Source organism: Paremcibacter congregatus (genome assembly GCF_006385135.1).
Classification (GTDB): Bacteria; Pseudomonadota; Alphaproteobacteria; order Sphingomonadales; family Emcibacteraceae; genus Paremcibacter; species Paremcibacter congregatus.
Genome location: NZ_CP041025.1, coordinates 2,608,619 through 2,633,195, shown reverse-complemented (window position 1 = coordinate 2,633,195; position 24,577 = coordinate 2,608,619). Strand labels below are relative to the sequence as shown.

The window sequence follows — 24,577 nt, the reverse complement described above, 5'->3', positions numbered from 1 at the left end:
TAAAATATTCTCAGGCCAGGGTTTATGTCATAAGCCCTGGCCTTTTTTTGTCTCAAAATGGCGCATTTTGGAGAAAGCAGGCATAGGTTTCAAATCTTTTTGGACTATTATTGGTGTCTGGGCGTATACTCTCTATAAGCTGGTGGAGAAGTAATGCTTAATGAACTGTCAAATCATATAGAAGGCTTGCAAAGATATGCCTATGTTTTGTGTCGAAATCATCATGATGCTGATGATTTGGTGCAGGAAACGCTCGTAAAGGCGATATCGGCAGCCCATACCTACAAACCCGAGAAAAATCTCAGGGTCTGGCTGTTTGCTATTCTGCATAATACTTTTATTTCCAGCAAAAGAAAACTCGCCCGCCGAACCAGAGCTGCCGCCTTTCTTGATGGCCTCTCGGAACAGGACGGGGAGGTTCAGACACAGCAGGAACAAAATGTCGAAGCCAGACATACTGTAAGGATGATGGCGCGGCTGACCCCTGATCAGCAGGCGGCCCTGAGTTTGATTGCCCTGGAAGACATGTCCTATGAGGAAGCCGCAGGCATTCTGGACGTGCCTGTGGGGACGTTAATGTCACGCTTGGCCCGTGGGCGGGATGCCCTGCGGAAAATGATGAGTGGAAAAGAGGAGAGCCGATTTAAGGTTGTGAGGTGAGATATGACGGATCGTCCATTGGAAGTGGAATTGCATAGCTATGTAGATGGTCTTCTTGATGAAGAGGCCATGAACCGGGTAGAAGAATATCTTCTGGAAAACAAGGTGGTTGCATCAGAAGTGCAGAAATATCTGGTAGACAAGAGAAATATCCGCAAATTCGTGGATATGGAAACCGGATTACAGCCTTCGGCAACGGTCAAGAGGCTGGAAGATCAGCTTGCCCGGAAACTGAAACGAAAACGGTTCACCCAGTGGCATTACGCCGCCGTTCTGGCCATGGTCATGACGGCGTCGGGCTGGGTCGGACATGATGTTTATCAGGAAATATATAATGGTCCCTGGTTTACGGATGAAATAGCGGTTGCCCATAATCTGACATCAATGGAGCCTCGCGAGACCCGCCCGCTTTCAACTGAAGCCGTTCAGAGCTTGTTTTCCCGTATAGGCGAGCCGGCAGAACTTCCGGATCTGACCGAATTTGGTCTGGCCCCTTCTGGCGCGCGTCTGGTGCCCAGTTATGAGGGGCTGGTTTTGCAGGTCACTTATCGCGGCGCCCACAACGAAAGTCTGTCCTATTTTCTGCTGCATGATAACAAGGAGGAAGAGTTGCCATTGCGCATTTTGCATCGCCCGAATGTATCCGTGGCCTACTGGCAACACGCTTTTTCAAGATATGCCATCGTTTCTCCCATGTCCGATGAAAAGGTGCGTAACATCGCAGATTATATGGATTTGACCCACTCCCAATTTCTCGAAAAACTACAAAAAAAAGATTTATTAAAGTTTTGAGGGATTAGAAATACTTCTCAGGCGTAAATGAATTGAAAGGGTCGCTTTAGCGATCTGAAAATTTATTTTGCACAGCACCTTTGGTGCGGGAGAGAAGTATGAAAAGATCCGGCGTAGTCGCTATTGTATTTGGGTGTACAGCCTTGTTTTCGAGCCCCTCCCAGGGAATGGACTGGCTGGATGAACTTGATTTGAGATCTCAATGTGCGAGTTATCTGAAAGCCCCGGAGGGGCGGGCGGGTGTATTGTGTGAATCCTTCATTCAAGGCTATCTGTCCGGCATTCACGCTTTGCGCCGGGAGGTGGACAGCAAGATCGATAAAAAGCGTTCCCCAACCGGCGAGAGCTTCTCCGATCGCGCCATCCGCACCCGGGTCGGCAGCAGATTGAAATATATTGATCCTGCCTTGCATCGGGGGTTCTGCATCGCCAATGATATTTCCCCGGATGTGGTTGTACGCAAAGTGGTGCGCTACCTTGATGAACACGAAGGCGATACGCCGTTGCCCGATAACAAAATCCTTTTTAATGCGTTGCTTGAAAATTTTCCGTGCAATGAAGAATAATCGCGCGGGAATGTTTGTGAAGTGCCGTAAAATGGAGGTAAGGGTATGTTGCGCCTAGTCAGTTTGGCCCTGGCGCTGGGGGTAACCTGGGTTCTCTGGTCTGGACATTTCTCACCCTTGCTTCTGGGGTTGGGGGTCCTGTCCGTCGTGATCGTTCTGATCGTCAACCGCCGGATGGCAGCCATTGATGAGGAAGGCGTGCCGATTCAACTCGCGGGGTCCATCTTTTTTTACTGGGCCTGGCTTATTGTCGAGATTTTCAAATCAAACCTTCAGGTGGTTCGTATCGTGTTGTCGAGGGATATGAAAATCAGCCCGACAGTGATCAAGGTGCCTGTTCTTCAGTCCAGTGATCTGGGACAGGTTTTATTCGCCAATTCCATTATTTTGACGCCGGGTACACTGTCGCTTGACCTCTATGAAGGTCATGTGCTGGTGCACGCGTTGACCGAAGAAGCGGCCGATGAAGTTGCGGCCGGTGAAATGAACCGCCGGGCGGCTCGGGTTATGGAAGGGGTTTCCGGACCCGTATCTGATCAGAAAAGGGGGGAGTAGCCATGTATCTTGCGGTTGTTGCTGCCATCGTCGTTACCATGTCACTTGCGATTCTGCGGGCGCTTTTGGGGCCCAGCATTTATGACCGGGTGCTGGCGGTAAATATGTTCGGTACCAAGACAGTGCTGTTGCTTGCCGTTGTCGCCTTTATGTTCGGGCGCACCGATTTTCTTGACCTTGCCCTGCTGTACGCTCTGATCAATTTTATCAGCACACTTGCGGTTCTGCAGTATTTTCAAAAACGCACCGTGCTTCAGGCTGCTGAACAGGCTGGCGCCGAGGAGGAAAATACATGACAGTGCTGACCGATATTATGTCCTGGATATTTTTATTGTCCGGAGGATTCTTTGTTTTTGCCGGGGGGATCGGCTTCCTGAGAATGCCTGATTTATATACCCGTATGCATGCTTCTAGCCTGACGGAATCCCTTGGCGCGATTCTGATCCTGGTCGGTCTGATGTTCCAGGGGGGGCTTACGCTCGTTACAGTAAAGCTTGTCATTATGTTGTTCTTTCTTCTGTTTACGGGGCCAACCGCGGCTTATGCGCTGGCCAATGCCGCCTTGTTGGCCGGGGTGGAGCCGCAGGCAAAAAGAAAACAGAAGAGGGAGGAGGCGTAATGGAAAACCTGCTTTTTCTTGATATTATTGGTGTCACTATACTGGTGCTGCTTGTCATTGTTGCCACGGGGATCATTCTGACTCGTAATCTTTTTGCCGCTGTAATGCTGTTGGGTATTTTCTCCCTGCTGATTGCGGCATCCTTCTTCTTGCTGGATGCGGCGGATGTGGCCTTGACGGAGGCCGCAGTGGGGGCCGGGATTTCCACCGTGTTGATGTTGAGTACACTGGCATTGACCACCGACAGGGAATCCGAGAACAGTTCTGATCGGCCCTTGGCCGGGATCGCGATCATATTTACCGGTCTGATCCTTCTGTATGCGACCTTGGACAAGCCTGCGCTTGGTGATCCGGAAGCGCCGGTTCATGGTCATGTTTCCGAAAGATACCTCAATGAAAGCATGGAAGAGGTTGGAGTGCCCAATTTCGTAACGGCTATTCTGGCCAGTTATCGGGGCGTTGATACGCTGGGCGAGGTGGCTGTGGTCTTTACGGCTGCCACGGGGGTGGCGCTGCTTCTTGGAGGACGTCGTAGAAAATCGGCGGCGGCGGGGAAAAAACCGCGCAAGGCCATCACCATTAAGCATCATATGGTGCCCAGAGTTGTTTCCAAGCTTTTGATCCCGTTTATTATGCTGTTCGCTTTGTATGTGCAGTTTCACGGGGACTTCGGCCCGGGCGGCGGTTTCCAGGCCGGGGCGATATTTGCGTCAGCGGTTATGCTGTATGCCATCATGCAGGGGGACGAAATGGCAAAGGCAGTATTGTCGGCCCGTGTGATGAAGATTCTAATGTCTGCCGGTCTTCTGCTTTATGCCGGCGTCGGTTTTGCAACTTTGTTCCTGGGGGCGAATTTTCTTGATTACGCGGTGTTGGGAGCAACGCCGGTGGCGGGGCAACATCTCGGGATTTTGTTGATCGAAGCCGGGGTGGGGATGACCGTGGCGGCGGCTTTGGTGACAATTTTCTATGGCTTCTCCGGAAGAGGGAATGAGTGATATGGATGTGCTCGGTCTGTTTAATTATTGGGTATTTGTAATTCTGCTGATGCTCGGATTCTTTGCCATTGTCGCCCGGACAAACCTGATCAAGAAAGTGATCGGTCTCAGTATTTTTCAGGCGGCTGTTTTCCTGATGTATATCAGCATGGGCAAGGTGGAGGGCGGTACGGCCCCGATCATTGTTCCAGGTCTGCCTGATGATGTGATTTTTTCAAACCCTCTGCCACAGGTTCTGATCCTGACCGCCATTGTTGTCGGTATATCGACAACGGCGCTGGCGCTGGCCATGGTGGTCCGGATAAAAGAGGAATATGGCACCGTAGAGGAGGATGAAATCCGACAAAAAGACTCCCGCGAGAAGGAGACGACTTCGTGACTTTAGCTGCTCACCTTCCTGCATTGCAGGTGGCCTTGCCGTTGGCGGTGGCCCCGATCTGTGCGCTCTTGACCTGGCGGTCGACCGCCTGGGCCATTGCCACGCTGACCAGCTGGTTCTGTCTGGCAATTTCCATTGCCATGTTTATCCAGGTCAGTGATCATGGCGTTTTCTCCTATGCCATGGGAGGCTGGTCTGCCCCTTGGGGAATTGAATTCAGAATTGATGCGCTCAATGCGTTGATGTTGCTGCTGGTGACTGCCGTTAACGCGGTGGTGATCAGTTTTGCACGCCTCAGTATCCAGCAGGAAATCGAGGCCTGGCGGGCGCCGATGTTTTACGCGGCCTGGCTGTTGTGTGTGGCGGGTCTGTTGGGGATCGCCATTACCGGCGATGCCTTTAACATGTTTGTCTTCCTGGAAATTTCCTCTCTCGCCAGTTATATTCTTGTGTCTTGTGGCAAGGACAGGCGGGCTCTTGTTGCCTCTTACAAGTATCTCATTATGGGGTCTATCGGCGCCACTTTCTTCCTGATCGGCGTCGGTCTGCTTTACATGGTGACGGGAACGCTGAATTTATATGATATTTCCGCCCGGTTGCCGGATGCCGACTTTTCACGCCCTGTTCTGGCGGCGGCCGGCTTTATCACCCTTGGCCTTGCTCTGAAGTTTGCCATGTTCCCGCTGCATCTGTGGCTGCCGAACGCCTATACTTTTGCACCTCATGCGGTTTCCGCGCTGCTGGCGGCGACATCAACTAAAATATCCATTTATGTCCTGTTGCGCTTTGAATTTATCGTGTTCCAGCCCAATCTGGATCATCATGATATTCAATTCTCCAGCTTTATGATTCCGTTGAGCATTCTCGCCATCTTTGTCGGGGCAATCGCGGCTGTCTATCAGGGAAATATCAAGCGTGTCCTGGCCTATTCTTCGGTGGGGCAGATTGGTTATATTCTGCTGGGTGTGGCGCTTTTGACCACTACGGGCCTGACCGGCGGCATATTGCATCTGTTTAATCACGGGCTGGCCAAGGCAGTGCTGTTTATGGCGGTGGGATGTCTTTATTTCCGGTATCGCACCTGTAAAATTAATCGTCTTGCCGGGTGTGGCCGGGATATGCCCTGGACCATGGCCGCTTTTGTCGTCGGGGGGATGAGCCTGATTGGCGTACCGTTTACCGCCGGCTTTATCAGCAAGCTCTATCTGGTTAAAGGGTTGTTGGAACAAGGGGCGCTGGGGATTTTCCTCACCATTCTTTTCCTGGTCGGTTCTTTGATTGCGGTTATTTACATTTGGCGGATCATCGAAGTGGCCTATTTCCGACCGAGGACAGAAGGTGTCGCCCCGGTCAAGGAAGCCCCGCTTTCCCTGTTGGTGCCGACCTGGGGGATGGCGCTGGCCAATATTTACTTCGGTATAGATCCCAGCCTGCCGCTGGGGCTGGCCACACAATCCGCCGAACAGTTGATTTTAGGTAAGTTGTTATGACAATGGATGAATATTTTGTGAATCCGCTTGTTCTCGCCATTCTTGTACCATTACTGGGGGGGATTGGTGTGGCGATTTGTGGGCGTATTCCCAATCTTCGCGAGGCAGTGACGCTCGGCACATCGCTGGTTCTGGCCGCCGTGATCTGGTTTCTGCTGCCTGTTGTTCTTGCGGGAGAGACCATTGAATTTATTCCTCCTGAAATGGTTGAGGGGATAGGGTTTTCCCTGTCGCTAGAACCTCTGGGTATGATATTCGCGCTGGTGGCCTCGACACTCTGGGTTATTAACAGCCTTTATTCCATCGGCTATATGCGGGGCAATAATGAAAAACACCAGACCAGATTCTATATTTGTTTCGCCATTGCCATCGCCAGTGTGATGGGGATTGCCCTGGCAGGCAATCTGTTGACCCTGTTCTTCTTTTATGAAGCACTGACCCTGTCGACATACCCGTTGGTGACCCACAAGGGGGATGCCAAGGCGAAGGCCGGTGGACGGATTTATATCGGGATACTGCTGACAACTTCGGTTGCCTTTCTGTTGCCGGCCATCATTTGGACCTGGACGGCCACCGGGACCATGGCGTTCGTGCCAGGGGGTATTCTGGCAGGGGCCGTATCCGGTGGAGCGGTCGGCATTCTTTTGTTGCTCTATATGATTGGCATCGGGAAGGCTGCGCTGATGCCAGTGCATTTCTGGTTGCCCGCCGCCATGGTGGCGCCGACGCCGGTGAGCGCTCTATTGCATGCTGTTGCCGTCGTGAAAGCGGGGGTTTTTACAGTCATCAAGGTGGTGGTCTATGTATTCGGGGTAGATCTCTTGGCGGGGGAAGCCAGTGCGTCCTGGCTTCTTTATGCTGCGGGCTTTACCATTATCCTTGCCAGCCTGATCGCCCTGAGACAGGATAACCTGAAACGGCGTTTGGCCTTTTCGACGGTGAGCCAGCTGTCTTATGTCATTCTTGCGGTGGCGTTGTTTGTGCCGGGCGGCATTATAGCGGCGGCGTTGCATATCGTTGCCCATGCGGTGGGAAAAATCACACTCTTTTTTGCCGCGGGTTCTATTTATACCGCAAGCCACAAGACGGAAATCAGTCAGCTTGACGGAATTGGCCGCCGCATGCCGGTCACGATGACGGCATTTGCCATCGGGGCGCTGGCGATGATCGGCCTGCCGCTGACCAGCGGTTTTATCAGCAAGTGGTATCTGGTCATGGGGACTCTTGATCGCGACAGCATGTTCGCGCTTATGGTGATTATGGCCAGTACTCTGTTGAATGCCGCGTATTTTTTGCCGATTATTTATCGCGCCTTTTTCCGGCCGCCGGTCGTTGTGAAGGGGGAGGCAGATGACCATGGGGAAGCCCCTTGGCCCATTGTTCTGGCCCTTGTGGCAACGGCCTCGCTTACAATTTTGATCTTTTTCGTCCATGCCCCTCTGTTGGCGCTGGCGGAAGCCCTTGTGAAAGGCGGATTATGACAAATATACCTCAGAATGATCATGAAAAACACTGGCTTGTACGGGCGGCGACCATTCGCAAGCTCTGGATTGGCGGAGGGTTTGTTTTAGGGCTTACCGTTCTGGCCCAGGTTTTTATTCCGATCCAGGGAAAATTCGGGATTGACGGTTGGCTCGCCTTTCCGGCGATCTATGGGTTTGTGACCTGTGTCGCGATGGTCGTGGGGGCTAAATTTCTGGGATTTATTCTCAAACGAAAGGAGGATTATTACGATGAGTGACCTTCTTCCCCCAGCCCTGATCCTGATTATTGGTGGACTTTTACTTCCCGCTATGAAGGGAAGGGGGCGAGACATCTTGGTGCTTGGTGTCCCCGCCCTTACTTTTTATTTTATATGGGCAATGCCGGAAGGCATACGGCTTGAGGTGCCTTTCCTCGATTATATGCTTGTGCCTATTGAGGTCACGACCCTTGGGCGACTGTTTGCGACAGTTTTCACCTTGATGGCATTTGTCGGCGGAATGTATGCCTTGCGGCAGGCAACCAGCAGGGAACTTTCCGCAGCTTTTGTCTATGCCGGCGGGGCCGTCGGTGTCACTTTCGCCGGTGACCTGATTACCATGTTTATTTTTTGGGAACTGATGGCGATCGGCTCTACGCTGGTGATCTGGAGCGCGGGCACCGACCAGGCCCGTCAGGCGGGCATGCGTTATATCCTGATGCATCTGATGGGGGGCGTGATCCTGATGGTGGGCATCATTGCGGAAATCAGTCGGTCAGGTTCTGTCGATTTTACCGCGGTGAGCCTTGAAGGGATCGGCGGATGGTTCATGCTGGTGGGCATCCTGATTAATGCCGCCGCGCCGCCTTTTGCATCCTGGCTGGCGGATTCCTATCCGGAGGCCAGTCCTTCGGGCAGTGTTTTCCTGTCCGCCTTTACCACCAAGACGGCAGTCTATGTCTTGATGGTGACTTTTGCCGGGACGAACATATTAATCTATATCGGCCTGTTTATGGTTTTTTACGGGATTATTTATGCGCTGCTGGAAAATGACATGCGGCGGATCCTGGCTTATTCGATTGTCAATCAGGTCGGCTTTATGGTCACTGGCATTGGTATCGGCACCCCGTTGGCGCTGAATGGCGTCGCGGCACATGCGTTCTGTCATATCATATACAAGGCGTTGCTTTTGATGAGTGCCGGGGCTGTGTTGCATCAGACCGGAAAACGGCGTTGTAGCGACCTTGGGGGATTGTTTCAGTCCATGCCGTTTACTGCGGCCTGCGGGATTATTGGCGCATTGGCGATTTCAAGCTTTCCGCTGACGTCTGGTTTTGTGTCCAAAAACATGATTTCAGCGGCGGCGGGCTATGAAGCCATGACCGTGGTCTACTTTCTGTTGGCGGCGGCGTCCGCCGGGGTTTTCCTGCATGCGGGGATCAAATTCCCCTGGTTTGTCTTTTTTCAGAAGGATTCCGGTCTTCGACCAAAAGACCCGCCGATTAATATGCGGATCGCCATGGGCATTTTTGCCTTTCTATGTATCGGGATTGGCGTTTATGCCGCGCCGCTTTATAACCTGTTACCTTATCCGGTGACGTATGAGCCCTACAAGGCGTCTACTGTGGTGAATTATTTGCAGTTATTATTATTCGCAGGACTGGCCTTTTTTGTCATGCTGCCCTGGATGAAAAGGACGCTAACCATCACTCTGGATGCGGATTGGCTTTACCGTCGACTGCTGTCCCGTTTCGGAAATGTCGTCTGGTTTGCTTTGGTTGCCGGATATGAAAAGGGGGAGACGAAAATCCGTAACAGGGCAGAGAGCCTTGCGGGTTTGTCTGATATGCTTTTTAACAGAAAAGGTATCCTGACAAAAACCTGGATGATTGGCACGACGGCAACCTGGACAATCAGTCTTTTACTGCTTTACCTCGTATCCTATGTTTTTTAACAGAGACCAACAGGGGCGCCATTAGTTCTTTTGATAATAAGGTTTCAGAAGGTCAGAATAACAGCTGACTGGAGAGCCATATGAACGGGGGCAGTTTACAATTACCACCAGATGCGCTGTTGGGGTATTGTCGGAGTGTCCGGGTCAATTTGTAGAGATCGCTTGTTTTGGCCATTTACCGGCGTTGCATGACGCGTTACGCGTAATATCTGATGAGCAGGGAAAAAACCGGCGTTTCAGGAATTGTCGCGGCTATTGTATTTGCGGAGCGGCGGCATAAATACATCTTGGGGAACGGAAATGAGTTTTCTTTTAAATCAATTGAAAAATTTTCAAAAAAAACATATGATAGGGCGTGTTGATGAAGTTTTCTTTTACGGAATTAGATACTATCTGAGTAGTATTTTAAGGCGTGAAGTTTGCGTATCAACAGAGGGGGCGGCAATTCTTTAGCCACCAGAAGGACATGAAAAACCCGCTGCCGGGCGTATTCCTTCACGATGTATTTTCTCTCTTCAAAAGTATTCACGTCTTGTTATGTCTGTTGCGCATAAGAGACCCGGTGGAGTTTATGGCCTTATGTATGAAAGGCTGTCGTCAGTGAGTCGCGAAATAACGCTGCGTAATAGCGTCAATATCCTTTAGTTCGTAGGGTAAAACAGGCATCAACCCTATGGTTGACCCGAACCAGTCCAAGGTATTTTAAGAGAATATTCCCCAAAAACTGTGGAGGGTTTTATATTATGTTTCTTGATCTCAAGAGCGCTAAAACCAAAAATGATTTCTGGCAATTGGCGAACGAAAATGGCCCTTGGAATTGCGAAAAAGACATGGAAGGAGAAGAGTGCCCAAATCAGCTTATTCTGATTTCAAAACGTCACGATAGAGAGACGTATGGTCTGGCTAAATGGCTTCAGGAACATCACTATGATGTTCTGGCCTATGAAACATTCCGCAGTATGTATACGTACTTGGAAAAAGCCTGTCGCGAGCATAAACCCATTGTGGCCATGCTGATATACGCCACATCAGACAGCGATGATCTTCTGCATTCGGATCAAAAACTCTCTCGACTTGCGACTAAATGGCCGCATTTACGACAGATCGCCTTGGCGGACAGAACGCCAATCGTCCGGGACCGGCTTGGGCATCTGGTTCGACAGGGCATGATCCATGACTTTCATTCTTTACCGGTCGACAGGTCTCGTCTTCTCCATAGTCTGGGGCATATTCAGGGGCTGGTGGCGCTGGAGGGAGGGACTTCACCTTCTGAGAATGTCCGGCCGGCTAAGGGCTTTGGTGGTCTTATTGGCGCATCCCGGCCCATGCAAAAAATATACAACACCATTACCCGTATAAGTCAGGTGAGTACCCCTGTTTTGGTCACGGGAGAAAGCGGAACCGGAAAAGAACTGATCGCCCAGACAATTCATCGCGCATCGGCCTTTCGGAAGGGCCCCTTTATGGCAATAAATTGCGCTGCGATTCCGGCGGCTTTGATTGAAACGGAACTTTTTGGCCATGAAGCCGGCGCCTTTACCGGGGCGTCAAATCGCAAAATAGGCAAGGTGGAACTGGCGGATAATGGCACCTTGTTTCTTGATGAGATTGGCGATATGCCGGTTGAATTGCAAACCCGTTTTCTGCGATTTCTCCAGACGTCCAGCTTCGAGCGGGTGGGCGGGGTGAAAAACATCAAAATCAAAACCCGGATTATTGCCGCGACCAATGTCAATTTGCATGAGGCCATTAAACAAAAACAGTTTCGCGAGGATTTATATTATCGGCTGAATGTCCTTTCCGTGCTGGCGCCGCCATTGCGAAATCGCTGCGAAGATATTCGTTTGCTGGCGGACAGCTGTCTTGAAAAATTCAAAAAAACTTATAATAAGCCGCGCCTTATTTTTACGACGGCCTCTTATGAACTGATGAATAAATATACCTGGCCCGGCAATGTCAGGGAATTGATCAGTGCGGTGCGCAGGGCTGTAATTCTGACGCAGAACCGGTTTATACAACCGGAAGATCTGGGTATTGAGGAAACACTGGAAGATGTCAGGGGCACAGGAACGCCGCTGACAGAGGCAAGAGAAGCATTCGACCGCCGGTTCATTCACACCTCGCTGGCGCGTAACAGTTTCAATATTTCCAAGGCTGCCGATGAACTGCAGATTTCACGGGTTTCGCTCTATCGGCTGACCAAGAAGCTTAATATTCCAATACGACATGGTGGGAAAGCCGTGTCCCCAAGGGAGAACCGAGATGCATAACTGGAAAATCACGACAACTATTGCTTTTATCCTCGCCGGCAGCATGGCCGGGCCACTGGCGCAAACCAGTACCGCCCAGGAAGTCGAAGGGACGGACCTGGAGGAATTGAGAAAAACTCTTCAGGTCCAGGCGCGACAGATACAGGCCCAGGCGCGGTTGCTGGAACAGCAACAAAGAGAGTTGCAGCTTCAGAAACGACGGCTCGACCAGTTGACCGGTCAGACGGAGACCGCGGGGCAGAGACCTCCGCGGCCTCAACCGGACAAGGCGCCGACGATCCGCAAGGAGAGCCGGTCTGATCGACAGGAAGCGTCCGCGACGCCGGCCAACAAAAGCGGCGGCGAGGATGTGGCGACCAAACCTCCCGAGACTTCCCGGTCCCCACAGGAAATCACTGTGATCGCAGATGTCGGAGGGGTTCTGACGCCACAGGGGCAGCTGACCATAGAGCCGACCTTGGCGGCGTCGCATACATCCAGTAACCGTTTTTTCTTTCAGGGGGTTGAGTTTGTTGATGCGGTTTTGATCGGGGTGATCGAAGCGACCGAAACCAGTCGTAATTACGTCTCCGGGCAACTCGGGTTTCGCTATGGGGTGACCGACCGTCTCGATCTGTCGGCCAAGGTTCCGCTGATTTACCGGGACGACCGGGTGGAATCAACGATTGTCAGCGAACAGAATGAAAATGATGGTAATTCAACCACATTACAGGACCTTACCGGAAAAGGGGTGGGGGATATAGAATTCGGTTTTCAGTATCAGATCAACAACGGGCAGGATAACTGGCCTTATTTTATCGCCAATGTTCGGGCCAAATCAACGACAGGAACCGGGCCATTCGATGTCAGCCGGGATGAAAACGGACTTGAAACCGAACTGGCCACAGGATCTGGCTTCTGGAGTCTTGAACCCAGCCTGACCATGATTTACCAGACCGATCCGGCGGTGTTTTTTACCAACTTTGGCTATGTCTGGAACTTCGGGCGCGACATCAATTTCAGAAGCGGGGAAACCTTTATTGGTCATATCAATCCGGGCGACTCCATTACCGGGAATTTAGGGGTTGGTTTTGCGCTTAATGAAACATTGTCCATGAGTTTCGGCTATCAGCATAATTATGTCTTCGGCACCCGGACGGAGATCAATGGACGGCTCACGGATTCCCGGGATTTTCAGGTGGGATCTCTGCTGTTAGGCATGTCAATGGGACTTGGTAATCGCACCGGGTTAAGTATGAATGTGGGGGTTGGGGTGACGGATGATTCACCTGATGTGGAATTTACCCTGCGTATGCCGTTCTCCGTCATGCTGTTTGACTGACTTTATCAGGCGGGGGTTTTTTGTTTCTTTCTGGCCGCTGTTTACTGGCGGCTTTTTTTTATCTGATCATGTTGTCACCGTAACGTTACAGTTTTTTATTTCCTGTCGATCATCTGCCCGGGAAAGCCGGAAAATGTAAAAAAACTGATGTAGGAAAAAGTTATTGTTTTCATGAAGTTAATCTATTTCCAGAAATAAGGTAAGCGCAGAGGGTTTTTTCCAGCAATCAGAAGCGGGCTCAATGTCAGAAAAGAAAGGCGGGTAAGGAAGACTGTAAACCAAAGGTTACAGTTTCTGACGTCTCAGCAGGCCTGTTCTTTTCTGTCTGTGAATCATCACTTTGAAGTTATTAATTATTTATGTTTTTCAACGCATTATGGAGATTTTAGGGCTTGGCATGGTTGTTGCATTTTATATAAGTGATGGTGGCTGCGCCCCATCTCGTGCGAGGGGCTCCGTATCAACTGCCGCGCCGAAATACATTTAACGATGACAAGGAATATAACATGACCAAATTAAAACTTTTAGGCAGCGTTTCTGCCATTGCTTGTATCATGGGCTTGGCAAATATTGCACAGGCCGAACCCGAACTCAATGCAGACGCGGATGAATCATCCCAGGCGGCAACAACCGACGGCAAAAATCAGGCAGCGGGAAATAACGCCGTGGAACATGGCCAGTCCGCTGGCACCAATGCGTCCGCTTTGGGGTCTCAATCTGGTGATGGTGGCAATTCATCTGATTCTGACAAATACGATTTGGATAATGTCGCCAATAATTCATCCACAACTGATGACAATAGCGATGACGATGGCATTGACAATGATGGCACCATCGACAAGAGCTACACAAAAACCTACACAAAAACCTATACAACTGACGATAACAGCGACGATGACGGCGTCGATGTTGATGCGCCGGTAAATATTGGCAATACTGATGACAATAGCGATGATGACGGCATTGATGTTGATGCACCGGTAAACATTGGGAATACTGATGATAACAGCGATGACGATGGCATTGACAATGATGGCACCATCGACAGTAGCTATACAAAAACCTACACAAAAACCCATACAACTGACGATAACAGCGATGACGATGGTATCGATAATGACGGCACCATTGATAAGAGCAAAGTCATCACCAATACGGACAACAGCGATGATGATGGGTTGGACTATGACCTCACCATGGGTGATGTCGCGGTGAACCAGAATACGCTGTACAGTTCAGTGTCCGGCAATTACATGGTTTATGATACAGCCCGTCGCGCTTCGGTTACAATGACCACAGGGGACATTTCCGAAACCAGCCTGTCAAATGCACGGGGCATCACACAGATAAACCAGAATACAGGCATTGCATCGCAAACCAACAACGTGTCCATCAGTGCTAAAGTGGATATGGGCAGCAGCACAACAAACTAACGGTTGCGCCATTAGGACTGTTGGTACTTCAGTAAATCAGGTCATACCAGCGGCACGGCCGCTGGTATGACATCCTTTCCGGAGCAACCTAGAACGGGGTTCAGAAAATGGCTTATATGCCTGATATAAAAAGGACCGTTGTGCGGCGGTCTGTAATGACGGTCCTGGCCTGCGGGGTCACCATATGCAGTTTAACCGGGTTTGGATGGGCCCAGGACGTTCCCCTTGACGCCCCCAAGACATTGGGGACATTGGGAACTGTTGCCCCTTCGGCCACATCGGGTCAGCCGGATGATTTTTCCGGGTGGCAAAGCCTGCCAGAGGTTGAAATGTCGCATTATAACGGCGGTACAGAGGTTTCTTTTGGTGATGTCGGTGTTAATCTCGCCACCAACGCAGCGTCTTTGGTCGGCAATAGCGTCGACGGTCATGTTGAAACCGGAAAAATCCAGGATATCAACCTGAATGATGTGGGTGGCATCAATACCATGATGTTCAACACAGGAAACAATGTGAATTTTCAAAGCAATATGCAGATCAATATATTTGTTAAGTGATGACCTGGCGGTGCTGAAAATGCTTTTGGACTTAAGGTCATTGAACAACAGGACCTTGCTTTTGGAACATATGGTTTCGGCGTGTCATACTGATGGGCAATATAATGCAAAATCTGGCGACAAGGTACATACCTCGCGTGACAAGGTTACCCAAGGAGATTAAACGGCTGCTGCGGCTATTGAAAAAGCCGGCCTGGTGGCGGACAGGTTTCCTTGTCGGGTGGGCCATGATTCTGGCCCCGACAAATGTTATCGGGGGCACCATTCATCTGCCGGCAACGCTCGGGGGGCCGGCCCGCATTAAAGTCATCAGCCTTAAAGAAGCCCGGTTTCAGACTGTGATTAAACAACAGTATGATTTCAGTTGCGGGTCGGCGGCGGTGGCGTCCCTTCTGACATTTCATTATGATTACCCAACTTCGGAAAATAACGTTTTCACCCAAATGTTTAAAGAAGGTGATCAGGACCGTATTCGCCAATATGGGTTTTCACTTCTTGATATGAAGCGGTATCTGGCCAGTGTTGGATTTGCGTCGGATGGTTTTCGGGTTGGTCTTGACAGGCTTGAAAAGGCTGGCGTTCCGGCCATCGTTCTGATTAACACCAATGGGTATAAACATTTTATCCTGATCAAAGGGGTAACTGAGAAGGAAGTTCTGGTTGGTGATCCGGCTCTGGGGGTCCGGATCTGGTCACGGGAAGATTTTCTCAACAGCTGGAATGGGATTGTTTTTGTCGTGCGTTCCCGGATCAGTCAGGGACGGAAACATTTTAACCTGGACAGGGATTGGAAAGTACGCAGTAAAGCTCCTTTCGGCAGCGCCCTCAGCCGTCAGAGCCTTGCGAATTTTTCAGTCCACCTGACAGGAACTCTTAACAGCTTTTAGGTGCCGCCATGGCTTCACATGACATTAAACATACAAGAGAAGAAAACACTTCTCTTCGTCAGAACCACAGCATAGGGTGGCGGTATGCCCGTCGCCTGATGCTTTCCATATCGTTGGTTGCCTTCTCGCCGGAAGCCATCATGACTGTCCCGCAGGAGCAAATACATTGGGGAGACACGGTGTCTGCAGCGGAGCCGGACGCGGACAATTCGCGGGAATCTGATGCTTTTTCTGATCTGGAACCATTAGAAAATGATGCTCTCGAAAAGCAAAGAGGCGGATTTTCCATCGGTGGTTATGAGATTGATATTGGGGTTTCCGTATCAACAACGATTGAGGGAGTTGTCGAGGTGTCCACCAATTACTCCCTTAGTTCAGAGGAAGGACTGGTGCATATCGGAAGTCAGGTTAAAAACCTGGCCCAGGACCTGGCCCAAGACATGGCCCAGGACATGGCGACGGACATTGAGGCTCAGGCCAAGGATACGGTAAATGACATACAGTCTGAATGGCAGAAAGAGATATCCCTGACGGGGGCTGCGACGCCCGAGGAAAATGGAGAGGGTGCTGTGGTCGCTCAGGCAGACGGTTCCCATGTTGACCCACTGGTAACACCGGACAGTGTATCTCCCTTGCCGGGTACTGGATCGGCAACAGTAGATTCTGTGATCAACCCCGTGGTTTCCTCTCCGGCCGAGGAGATAAATTCTGCGCAAGCCAAGCTAACATTTCCGGTACCGGTAGTGGATAGAGTTTCTTCTCCGGAACAAGATATGGCATTCTCCCAGAACAAAGTAGAGGCTGCTCCATCAGCAGGAATGGAGGGGTCGGGACCTGTCAAGCCAACGCAACCGACGCCGTCGAATGCGGCTGTGGTGGTGCCGGAGCCACAAGAGGCCAGTCCGGAGACAACCGTTGTGGCGCAGGGGGGCGGCCAGGACGGGGCAGCGACAATCACTGCCGGGGAGGGCACATCTTTCAGCATCACGAATGGTGGAGAGGAGGCTCCGGAAAGTCTGGCGAGCATTATTCATCAGACCAAAGGGGACCACATTACACTTTTGACTAACAGATTGAACAATGCCTCCATAAAACAGACCGTTTCAATGAATATCACTCTGGAAAATGCATCCCGGATAGCTGAAATCGCCCGGCTTCAAAAAGATCTCAATCTAATCACACGTCATATCAGTCTTTACAGCCTGCGGCGTTGACGAGAGCCATACTTAGATAATATGGCGCGGATGTTATTCTTCAGGTTTCTTTTTGCAAATTTCCTGGATGCCGGCGGCGCAGAACGGTATCATCAGTTCAATCGCGGTGCGCACCTCGGAAGATTTGCACAGGCCTTGGGACAGGATATCAATGCGGCCCGTGCGGGATAAAACCAACATGACGGCGCCAGACATCAGTTCATGGCTCCAGTAGATTTTCTCCTCCGGGGCGTTGGGTATAATGGCTTGTAAAACATTTATAAGGCGTTGAACCAGAGGATCAAAATATTTCGGCATCATGATCTTGCCCCATTCCCTGGAACTATTGACATAGGCGACCAGCGCGCAATAATTTTGCCAACCTGGGTCGTCGCTTTCGGCAATGTCGGCCAGGGGCAGCAGCAGGGATGCGATCAGTTGTTCCACGGTCGGAAGGCCGGGTTCGGCCTGGGTCAGGCAATCTGTAAGGGCCTCTTCCCGAATATCATGGATGATCTGGGCCCGGCGCTTGAAAACCTCTTCAAACAAATTTCTTTTTTTGCCGAAATGGTAATTCAGCAAGGCGACATCAACATGAGCGAGTGTTGCAATCTGGCGCAGGCTGACGCCATCATATCCCCATTTGGAGAATAAATCTTCGGCCGCATCCAGAATCAGTTCCTTGCGGGGTTTCGGGCCATTGGTCAGTTCAGGAATCGCTTTGCGTTGTTGCGCGGTCAAAATCAGCCTCATATATAAAATTGGTTTCCCCCTTATACAAAGTCTTGTTCGCTAGGGGCAACCTAAAATTCAACAATTGTTGAAAATGATTTGACAATTCAACAAGTGATGAGTATTTTCATCATGTGTTGAAATATTGAAGTCACTACACGGGAGGTATCATGACAAACAATCACGCCATAAGAAAAAATCACGTTGTAAGAAAAGCCCATGGGAAAAAAATAACCGCTGCGCACCAGGGGGCGCAGAGGTCCCTTAAATCAGTTTTCTGTACCACTGCAGTGGCAAGTATATCTTCTGTGCTCTGCTTTATGCCACAGCTATCCTTTGCGGGGGAGGCTGAAGAAACGTCAGTGATCATGCTGGAAGAAATTACTGTAACGGCGCGCAAGATTTCCGAAAACCTTCAAAGAGTACCGGTTGCGGTCACCTCGTTTGGCGGCACGGAACTCGGGCGGCAGGGTATTGAGGATATTACGGAACTTCAACAACGCTTGCCGAATACCACGCTTCAGGTTAGTCGGGGCACGAACAGCACTCTTACGGCCTATGTTCGCGGTATTGGTCAGCAGGACCCATTGTGGGGTTTTGAACCCGGTGTCGGTATTTATATTGACGGAGTTTATATTGCCCGGCCACAAGGGGCTGTGCTGGACGTGCTGGATGTAGAGCGAATTGAGGTATTGCGCGGTCCTCAAGGGACTTTGTACGGCAAGAACACCATTGGCGGTGCGGTTAAATATGAAACCAAACGTTTGAGCGGTGATCCGTCTTTCTATCTGGAGGGCCGGTATGGATCTTATAACCAGATGGACGCCAAGATTACCGGCCAGCTTCCTGTTGTGGCGGATAAATTGTTCTTCGGGTTTGGCGGCGCGACCCTGAACCGGGACGGATTTGGTTCTTTTTTAAGTCAGGAAAATCAAGAAAATTACAATAAAAGCCTTCTCACCGGGCGCTTGAAACTGGAATTTCACCCGACGGAGAATTTCTTCATGCGGTTGAGTGGCGACATTACGCAGGATAATTCCAACAGCAAGGGCGGTCACCGCCTGACCCCGAGTCTGATCACGGGGGAACCGGTTCTGGACAATGTGTTTGACACCGCCGCCGGGGCGGATGTGGACAGTAAGGTGCGCACCAGAGGGCTGTCACTGCATATGGAATGGGAGATGAGCGATCAATGGACCGCCAAATCGATCAGCGCCTATCGGTCGGGGGACAGCGATGGGGTTATTGATTTTGACAATACGGCCCTTTCTTCCGCGGATGTAGCCGGTTTTTATGAAGATCATCAATTCAGCCAGGAATTGCAGTTCAGTTATATCGGCGAAAAGCTCAAGGCGGTGAGCGGGCTGTACTATTATGACGGGGAATCCTGTGGACAGTTTAATTTGCTGCTTGGCCTTGCGCCACCGATCGGTTTGACCCTGGAAAACAGCGGCTGCGTTGACACCAGGAGTTATGCGATTTATGCCCAGGGAACGTATTATGTAACCGATAAATTGTCTGTGACGCTTGGTGGACGTTATACCCGCGATGAGAAAGAGGCAGACGTCTTTCAGGGCATTTTCCTTGGGCTTAAAATGATGAATGATGAGGGCTTGCTCATTCTGCCCAATTCAGATTTCGTTAATGATCATGCCTGGAGCCGCTTTTCTCCCCATGTGGGGCTGGAATATCAGGCTCAGGACGACCTTTTGCTTTATGCCAGTTACAAAAATGGATTTAAAAGCGGCGGCATCGACATGCGGGCGAACCAGCGTCTTTTGGCGAGTGCGAACGAGCCCTATAACCCGGAAATTGTTGATGCATTTGAAATTGGTCTAAAGAGTGAAGTTTGGGACAGTCGTTTGCGGCTTAATCTGGCCGGTTTTTATAATAAATATAAAGAGCAGCAAATCACGGTGCAGCGTGTCACCGATACCGGGTTGGAACTGGTGTCACAGGTGATCAATGCGGGGCGGTCTGAAATGAAGGGGGTTGAACTTGAGGCAGTGGCGGCCGTGACGGCAGACTTCAGTCTGACCATGACCGTGGGCTTTATTGATGCCGATTTCACGAAGGGGGCATTTTTTGACCCTAACCTTGGTGAAGTGGTGGATATCAGCGAAAATTTTGTGGTCTCCAATACGCCGGAGTGGAGCAGCAATGTTGGTTTCTCCTACCGCCGGGAGGTGGCCGACTGGATGATGAATGTGGTGGGGAACTGGGCCTGGCGCAGCAGCATCCATATCTTCGAAATCCCCTCGCAACTGGATACGCCGGGATATGGCCTGGTGAATCTTGGGGTAACTTTTACCTCGCCGGAAGACAGATGGAATATTGGTCTGCATGGTAAGAATATCTTTGATAAAGAACACCGTATTGCCGGGTATAACTTCGCGGCGGAAACGGGGGGGCTTGGTGGCGAAGATGTGGTGATTGGTTATTATGGTGACCCGGCTACTGTAACGTTGACTGTTGGCCTGAAATTTTAAAATAACGGATATTTTTATGAAACAGTATGATGAAATATTTTATCCGTCGGGTGATGGTCTTACCCTTTATGCACGGGATTATAATCGAGTGGAAGAACCACCTTTGACCTTGCTTTGCTTGCATGGATTAACCCGTAATTCAGCAGATTTTGAGGGGCTGGCCGACCAATTGTCGGGGCGTTACCGGCTTGTCGTTGCCGATCAGCGGGGTCGGGGAAAGTCCGATTACGCTGTGGCGAATGATGATTATAACCTGATGACCTATGTTCAGGATATGTGGAGCCTTCTGACGCATTTAAATATAGATAAGGTGGCGATTATAGGGACTTCCATGGGAGGATTGATGGCGATCCTTATGGCTCTGGAGCAGCGTGATCGTATCTGCGGTCTGGTCCTGAATGATATCGGTCCGGAAGTCGATCCTGAAGGAGTGGCGCGCATAGCGTCTTATGCCGGGAAAGGGGGATGTATTGATACCTGGGATGAGGCCGTGCAACAGACCAAAGCGATCAATGGGCCGTTCTTTCCCGATTTCACAGAGGCGGATTGGTTGCGGGTGGCCCAGGCGGGATACCGGAAAGAGCCGTCCGGGCGTCTTTGCCCGGCTTATGACCCTAACGTCACCCAATCCCTGTCTTTTTTAAACAAGAGTGACTGGGATCTCTGGCCTCTTTTCGAGGCGACGGGACCCATTCATACCCTTGCACTGAGGGGCCGCCTGTCTGACCTTTTGTCCGATGCAACGTTGCAGGAAATGCAAAGAAGACATCCCCGAATGGTACAGGTAACGGTAGACAACAGAGGCCATGCGCCGTTTCTGACGGAACCGGATGCGTTGTCTGCCCTTAACGCATTTCTGGCCGGATTGGAAGAGCAGGCGGATCGCGATACACTGTGACTATCCCAAAACCCGAATTTCAGTTTGACAGACAACAGCATGCCCAAAGTCACTGTTAGGCGAGATGCCATTCAATGTCATACGGCTTTCTTTAAAGAGGGGCGGGGTTTTGCGGCGTGTGATGAGGACGTTATATGCCGTTCCGGCGGGCAACCGTGCCTTGGGGTGTTTTTTCTGAAGAAATGATCAAAACAGGGGCTTTGTTAGATCACGGTTCAATAGTATGCTATTGAAAATAGTGACATTGAAAAATGTGATAACAGGCAACAGAAAAGATTATCGTCAGTGACAAAGTTAGACAAGGCGGCGGACCGGACCCGGATGATTATACGGGCGACCCATGTAAGTATATCTGAAAACGGTGTGCGGCAGTTTACGCTGCGAAGTATCGCGCAGCAGTGCGATATTCATTTGAAAACGCTACAGCATTACTTCCCGACGAGAAATGATCTGCTGAAAGCGGTTTTTCAGGAGCGCATGGATAAATATCTACCACCGCTGATGGAGATTCTTCATTCGGTGGATAGTGCATTGTGCCGGTTTAACAAAATCATCGATCAATTATTCGATTTTAGTGTGGATATTGAAAATCAGCGGTTCTTCACTGAAATTTTCAGCATGGCGCAATCTGATCCGCAATGGATGGCTCTGGTTGATACCAAGTTTGAACTTTTTTATAATCGGATCGGGGATTTGATTTCAGAATTAAACCCGGACCTTGACCGGGAAGCGGGACGCAAACGGGCGCTGGCGATGGGCAGCATGATGGAGGGAATGATGTTGTTTCTCGGCGAAAATAAACCGCCGCGGCCGGAACGGGATGGGCTTGATCAGGAAATCAGAGGGCTGTTGCTCTTGATGGCGCAAGCACCCCGACTATAGGTTTTTCTTGACACATGCCGTCATTGACGGAAATATGTACGTCATTGACGGTATAGGTGTTTCAGGTAAGGCGGCTTTACGGGCGAAGCCCTGTCTTGGATAGCCAAATGCCGGACACCGGGACATCACTAAGGGAGTAGCATTAGATGCGGGTTTTAATCACATTTCTGGTTCTGTTTTTTGGAACATGGTCGCAAGGATTTTGCTTCGACAGGGAAAATCCTGCGCTCTCACCAGGGGCCATTGATTCAGAACGTTTGCGCCATATTGCGCAGGAGCCGGGAGAATGGCTTACCGTCGGGCGTGATTTCGGGGAAACGCATTATTCCCCGTTGACCCTGATTAACGATCAGAATGTCGACCGGCTGGGATTTGCCTGGCAATATGATACCGACACCCATCGCGGGTTGGAAGCGACGCCGATTTTTGTCGATGGCGTGCTTTATGTCACAGGCAACTGGGGGATTGTTTACGCCATAGACGGCAAGACCGGACAAGAGATATGGACCTTTGATCCGGAAGTGCCGGGACGTTGGGCGCGTAATGCCTGCTGTGATGTAGTGTCCCGGGGTCTTTCTGTATGGAAAGGTAAGGTTTACGCGGCTTCTCTTGATGGACGGTTATTTGCCTTGAATGCTACGAACGGGGCCGTAATCTGGCAAACGGATACTTTCGTGGACCGCAGTCGCCCCTACACGATTACCGGGGCGCCCCGGATCGCCGGGAAAAACGTGGTGATCGGCAATGGCGGGGCTGAATATGGTGTTCGTGGTTATGTTTCAGCCTTTGATTTGGACACAGGTAAATTGGCCTGGCGGTTTTATACCGTGCCCGGTGATCCGAAGAAACCTTTTGAGCATCCGGAACTGGAGATGGCGTCAAAAACCTGGGATCCGGACAGCCGTTGGGATGTCGGCGGTGGCGGTACGGCCTGGGACGCCATGGTGTATGACCCGGATCTTAATTTGTTATATGTGGGGACGGGTAATGGCAGCCCGTGGGTTCAGGCGGAGCGCAGCCCCGGCGGCGGCGATAACCTGTTTCTATCGAGCATCTTGGCGATCAACCCGGACACAGGGCGCCTGGCCTGGCATTATCAGACCACACCGGGGGACAATTGGGATTATACGTCGACCCAACCGATTATTCTGACAGACCTGGAGTTCAAGGGAAAGCAGCGCAAGGTATTGATGCAGGCCCCGAAGAACGGATTTTTCTATGTTCTGGATCGGGAAACGGGGGAACTTCTCTCGGCGGAAAAATACGCGACGGTCACCTGGGCCAGCCATGTGGATATGAAAACGGGCAAGCCCCAGATTCTGGAACAGGCCAATTATGATGCCGAACGCAAACTTATTCTGCCCAGCCCGGCCGGGGCCCATAACTGGCAACCCATGGCCTATAATCCGAATACCGGTCTGGTATATATTCCGGCGATGAATGATCCGGCGATTTATGAACGTCGCAAACGGTTCACTTACATTAAAGGCATCAACAATCAGGGGGCGCATTTTTCGGAGGGCACCATTACCTCCGAGCTCGGGCATGTCAGTGAAGAGGAAGCCGGGGGGTTCCTGTTGGCCTGGGACCCTGTGAAAGGCAAACCGGCCTGGCGGCATAAACTGGGGCATTTCATTTTTCATGGCGGGGTCTTGACGACAGCCGGAAATCTGGTGGTACAGGCGCGAGATGATGGTCTTCTGGTGGTTTATGCGGCAGATACGGGAAAAGTGCTGCATCAGATCCAGACGGGCAGCAGCATTCTGGCGGCTCCGCTGTCCTATACCATTGATGGGGAACAGTATATCGCGGTTATGGCGGGTTATGGCGGCGGACCATTTGGGTATTTCCCTGTGGGTTCCGCAGTGGAGAAATATGGTAACGAGGGGCGGCTTCTGGCCTTTAAGCTGGGAGGAACTGCAGTGCCGTTGCCGGAAGAGCTTCCTCCTTTGGGACCGTTGCCGAAACCACCTGTTGGTCAAACGGTATCGGCTGAGGTTCTGGCGGAGGGGAAGAATCTCTTTACTAAAGCGTGCGGGGAATGTCATTGGAATATCAATGGCGGCTATCCGGATTTGCGTCGTATGTCGCCGGAAGTGCATGCCAGTTTCCAGGACATCGTCTGGGGCGGAGAGCGGGAGGCGCTCGGCATGGCGGGCTTTGGAGATATTTTAAGCAAAGAGCAGGTCGAGGCGATACATGCCTATCTGATTAAACTGTCGTATGAGGCCTATCATGCCCAGACAGAAGAAAATAAGAAATAGAGAAAGATATTCTGAAGGGGTATTTTCTGCGCAGGAATTACCGCACCGGCAGCGTATATACTATACTTGAAGAACACCGTTTTATAAGATATGGAATAAATGAATATTTTATAGAGGACCTCATTGGTCCGGGTAAGGGGTTCATGTTTAGGGTGAATTCATTTTACCCTGGACAA

23 protein-coding genes are annotated in these 24,577 nt (G+C 50.9%); 22 read left to right on the top strand and 1 reads right to left on the bottom strand.

The window, feature by feature from the left end:
* Positions 1 to 153: 153 nt before the first annotated feature.
* The 18 genes from FIV45_RS11790 (at position 154) to FIV45_RS11705 (ending at position 17,157) form a co-directional block, all read left to right on the top strand.
* On the top strand, positions 154 to 660 hold the full coding sequence (locus tag FIV45_RS11790) for a sigma-70 family RNA polymerase sigma factor (RefSeq protein ID WP_099472049.1): 507 nt from the start codon (positions 154 to 156) through the stop codon (positions 658 to 660).
* Between the two features lie 3 nt (positions 661 to 663).
* Positions 664 to 1,452, top strand: coding sequence for an anti-sigma factor family protein (locus FIV45_RS11785; protein ID WP_099472050.1), 789 nt, complete (start codon positions 664 to 666; stop codon positions 1,450 to 1,452).
* 98 nt (positions 1,453 to 1,550) lie between these two features.
* Positions 1,551 to 2,018, top strand: a complete 468-nt coding sequence (locus tag FIV45_RS11780) for a Rap1a/Tai family immunity protein (RefSeq protein WP_133118544.1) — start codon at positions 1,551 to 1,553, stop codon at positions 2,016 to 2,018.
* 45 nt (positions 2,019 to 2,063) lie between these two features.
* Entirely contained in the window at positions 2,064 to 2,573 is a 510-nt protein-coding gene (locus FIV45_RS11775; protein WP_099472052.1) for a Na+/H+ antiporter subunit E, read from the top strand.
* A gap of 2 nt (positions 2,574 to 2,575) precedes the next feature.
* Positions 2,576 to 2,869 carry an MrpF/PhaF family protein gene (locus FIV45_RS11770; protein WP_181040066.1) on the top strand — a complete coding sequence of 98 codons (294 nt, stop codon included), beginning with the start codon at positions 2,576 to 2,578 and terminating at the stop codon, positions 2,867 to 2,869.
* Positions 2,866 to 3,192 (top strand): monovalent cation/H(+) antiporter subunit G, encoded by a 327-nt coding sequence (gene mnhG / locus FIV45_RS11765; RefSeq protein ID WP_099472053.1) that lies wholly within the window; start codon positions 2,866 to 2,868, stop codon positions 3,190 to 3,192. Before FIV45_RS11770 ends, mnhG begins: the two co-directional genes overlap by 4 nt.
* Entirely contained in the window at positions 3,192 to 4,190 is a 999-nt protein-coding gene (locus FIV45_RS11760) for a DUF4040 domain-containing protein (RefSeq protein ID WP_099472054.1), read from the top strand. The genes mnhG and FIV45_RS11760 overlap by 1 nt, the downstream gene beginning before the upstream one ends.
* Position 4,191: 1 nt before the next feature.
* Positions 4,192 to 4,569: a cation:proton antiporter subunit C gene (locus tag FIV45_RS11755; RefSeq protein ID WP_099472308.1), complete on the top strand. Its 378-nt coding sequence runs from the start codon at positions 4,192 to 4,194 to the stop codon at positions 4,567 to 4,569.
* Entirely contained in the window at positions 4,566 to 6,059 is a 1,494-nt protein-coding gene (locus FIV45_RS11750) for a monovalent cation/H+ antiporter subunit D family protein (protein WP_099472055.1), read from the top strand. Before FIV45_RS11755 ends, FIV45_RS11750 begins: the two co-directional genes overlap by 4 nt.
* On the top strand, positions 6,056 to 7,540 hold the full coding sequence (locus tag FIV45_RS11745; RefSeq protein WP_204602113.1) for a monovalent cation/H+ antiporter subunit D family protein: 1,485 nt from the start codon (positions 6,056 to 6,058) through the stop codon (positions 7,538 to 7,540). The genes FIV45_RS11750 and FIV45_RS11745 overlap by 4 nt, the downstream gene beginning before the upstream one ends.
* Positions 7,537 to 7,800: a hypothetical protein gene (locus FIV45_RS11740; protein ID WP_204602115.1), complete on the top strand. Its 264-nt coding sequence runs from the start codon at positions 7,537 to 7,539 to the stop codon at positions 7,798 to 7,800. Before FIV45_RS11745 ends, FIV45_RS11740 begins: the two co-directional genes overlap by 4 nt.
* The gene (locus FIV45_RS11735) at positions 7,793 to 9,475 is read left to right on the top strand and encodes a Na(+)/H(+) antiporter subunit D (protein ID WP_099472056.1); all 1,683 of its coding nucleotides are present in this window, start codon (positions 7,793 to 7,795) and stop codon (positions 9,473 to 9,475) included. Before FIV45_RS11740 ends, FIV45_RS11735 begins: the two co-directional genes overlap by 8 nt.
* A gap of 743 nt (positions 9,476 to 10,218) precedes the next feature.
* Positions 10,219 to 11,745 carry a sigma-54 dependent transcriptional regulator gene (locus FIV45_RS11730; protein ID WP_099472057.1) on the top strand — a complete coding sequence of 509 codons (1,527 nt, stop codon included), beginning with the start codon at positions 10,219 to 10,221 and terminating at the stop codon, positions 11,743 to 11,745.
* Complete coding sequence (locus FIV45_RS11725) at positions 11,738 to 13,066, top strand: transporter (RefSeq protein ID WP_099472058.1); 1,329 nt, start codon at positions 11,738 to 11,740, stop codon at positions 13,064 to 13,066. The genes FIV45_RS11730 and FIV45_RS11725 overlap by 8 nt, the downstream gene beginning before the upstream one ends.
* A 506-nt stretch (positions 13,067 to 13,572) precedes the next feature.
* Positions 13,573 to 14,499, top strand: a complete 927-nt coding sequence (locus tag FIV45_RS11720; protein WP_099472059.1) for a hypothetical protein — start codon at positions 13,573 to 13,575, stop codon at positions 14,497 to 14,499.
* Positions 14,500 to 14,615: 116 nt separating this feature from the next.
* On the top strand, positions 14,616 to 15,056 hold the full coding sequence (locus FIV45_RS11715; RefSeq protein ID WP_133118545.1) for a hypothetical protein: 441 nt from the start codon (positions 14,616 to 14,618) through the stop codon (positions 15,054 to 15,056).
* A 137-nt stretch (positions 15,057 to 15,193) separates the two neighbouring features.
* Positions 15,194 to 15,943, top strand: coding sequence for a C39 family peptidase (locus tag FIV45_RS11710; RefSeq protein ID WP_204602117.1), 750 nt, complete (start codon positions 15,194 to 15,196; stop codon positions 15,941 to 15,943).
* An 8-nt stretch (positions 15,944 to 15,951) separates the two neighbouring features.
* Positions 15,952 to 17,157 (top strand): hypothetical protein, encoded by a 1,206-nt coding sequence (locus FIV45_RS11705; RefSeq protein WP_099472061.1) that lies wholly within the window; start codon positions 15,952 to 15,954, stop codon positions 17,155 to 17,157.
* Positions 17,158 to 17,190: 33 nt separating this feature from the next.
* Here the strand turns inward: FIV45_RS11705 and FIV45_RS11700 are convergent, their stop codons facing one another.
* Positions 17,191 to 17,889: a TetR/AcrR family transcriptional regulator gene (locus tag FIV45_RS11700; protein ID WP_099472062.1), complete on the bottom strand. Its 699-nt coding sequence runs from the start codon at positions 17,887 to 17,889 to the stop codon at positions 17,191 to 17,193.
* 299 nt (positions 17,890 to 18,188) lie between these two features.
* Between FIV45_RS11700 and FIV45_RS11695 the strand changes: the two genes are divergently transcribed.
* The 4 genes from FIV45_RS11695 to FIV45_RS11680 all read left to right on the top strand — a co-directional run bounded on the left by FIV45_RS11695 (position 18,189) and on the right by FIV45_RS11680 (position 24,401).
* Positions 18,189 to 20,357: a TonB-dependent receptor gene (locus tag FIV45_RS11695; protein WP_204602119.1), complete on the top strand. Its 2,169-nt coding sequence runs from the start codon at positions 18,189 to 18,191 to the stop codon at positions 20,355 to 20,357.
* A gap of 16 nt (positions 20,358 to 20,373) precedes the next feature.
* Positions 20,374 to 21,255 carry an alpha/beta fold hydrolase gene (locus tag FIV45_RS11690; protein ID WP_099472064.1) on the top strand — a complete coding sequence of 294 codons (882 nt, stop codon included), beginning with the start codon at positions 20,374 to 20,376 and terminating at the stop codon, positions 21,253 to 21,255.
* Between the two features lie 285 nt (positions 21,256 to 21,540).
* On the top strand, positions 21,541 to 22,137 hold the full coding sequence (locus tag FIV45_RS11685) for a TetR/AcrR family transcriptional regulator (RefSeq protein WP_099472065.1): 597 nt from the start codon (positions 21,541 to 21,543) through the stop codon (positions 22,135 to 22,137).
* A 146-nt stretch (positions 22,138 to 22,283) separates the two neighbouring features.
* Positions 22,284 to 24,401, top strand: a complete 2,118-nt coding sequence (locus tag FIV45_RS11680; protein ID WP_099472066.1) for a PQQ-dependent dehydrogenase, methanol/ethanol family — start codon at positions 22,284 to 22,286, stop codon at positions 24,399 to 24,401.
* Positions 24,402 to 24,577: the final 176 nt, after the last annotated feature.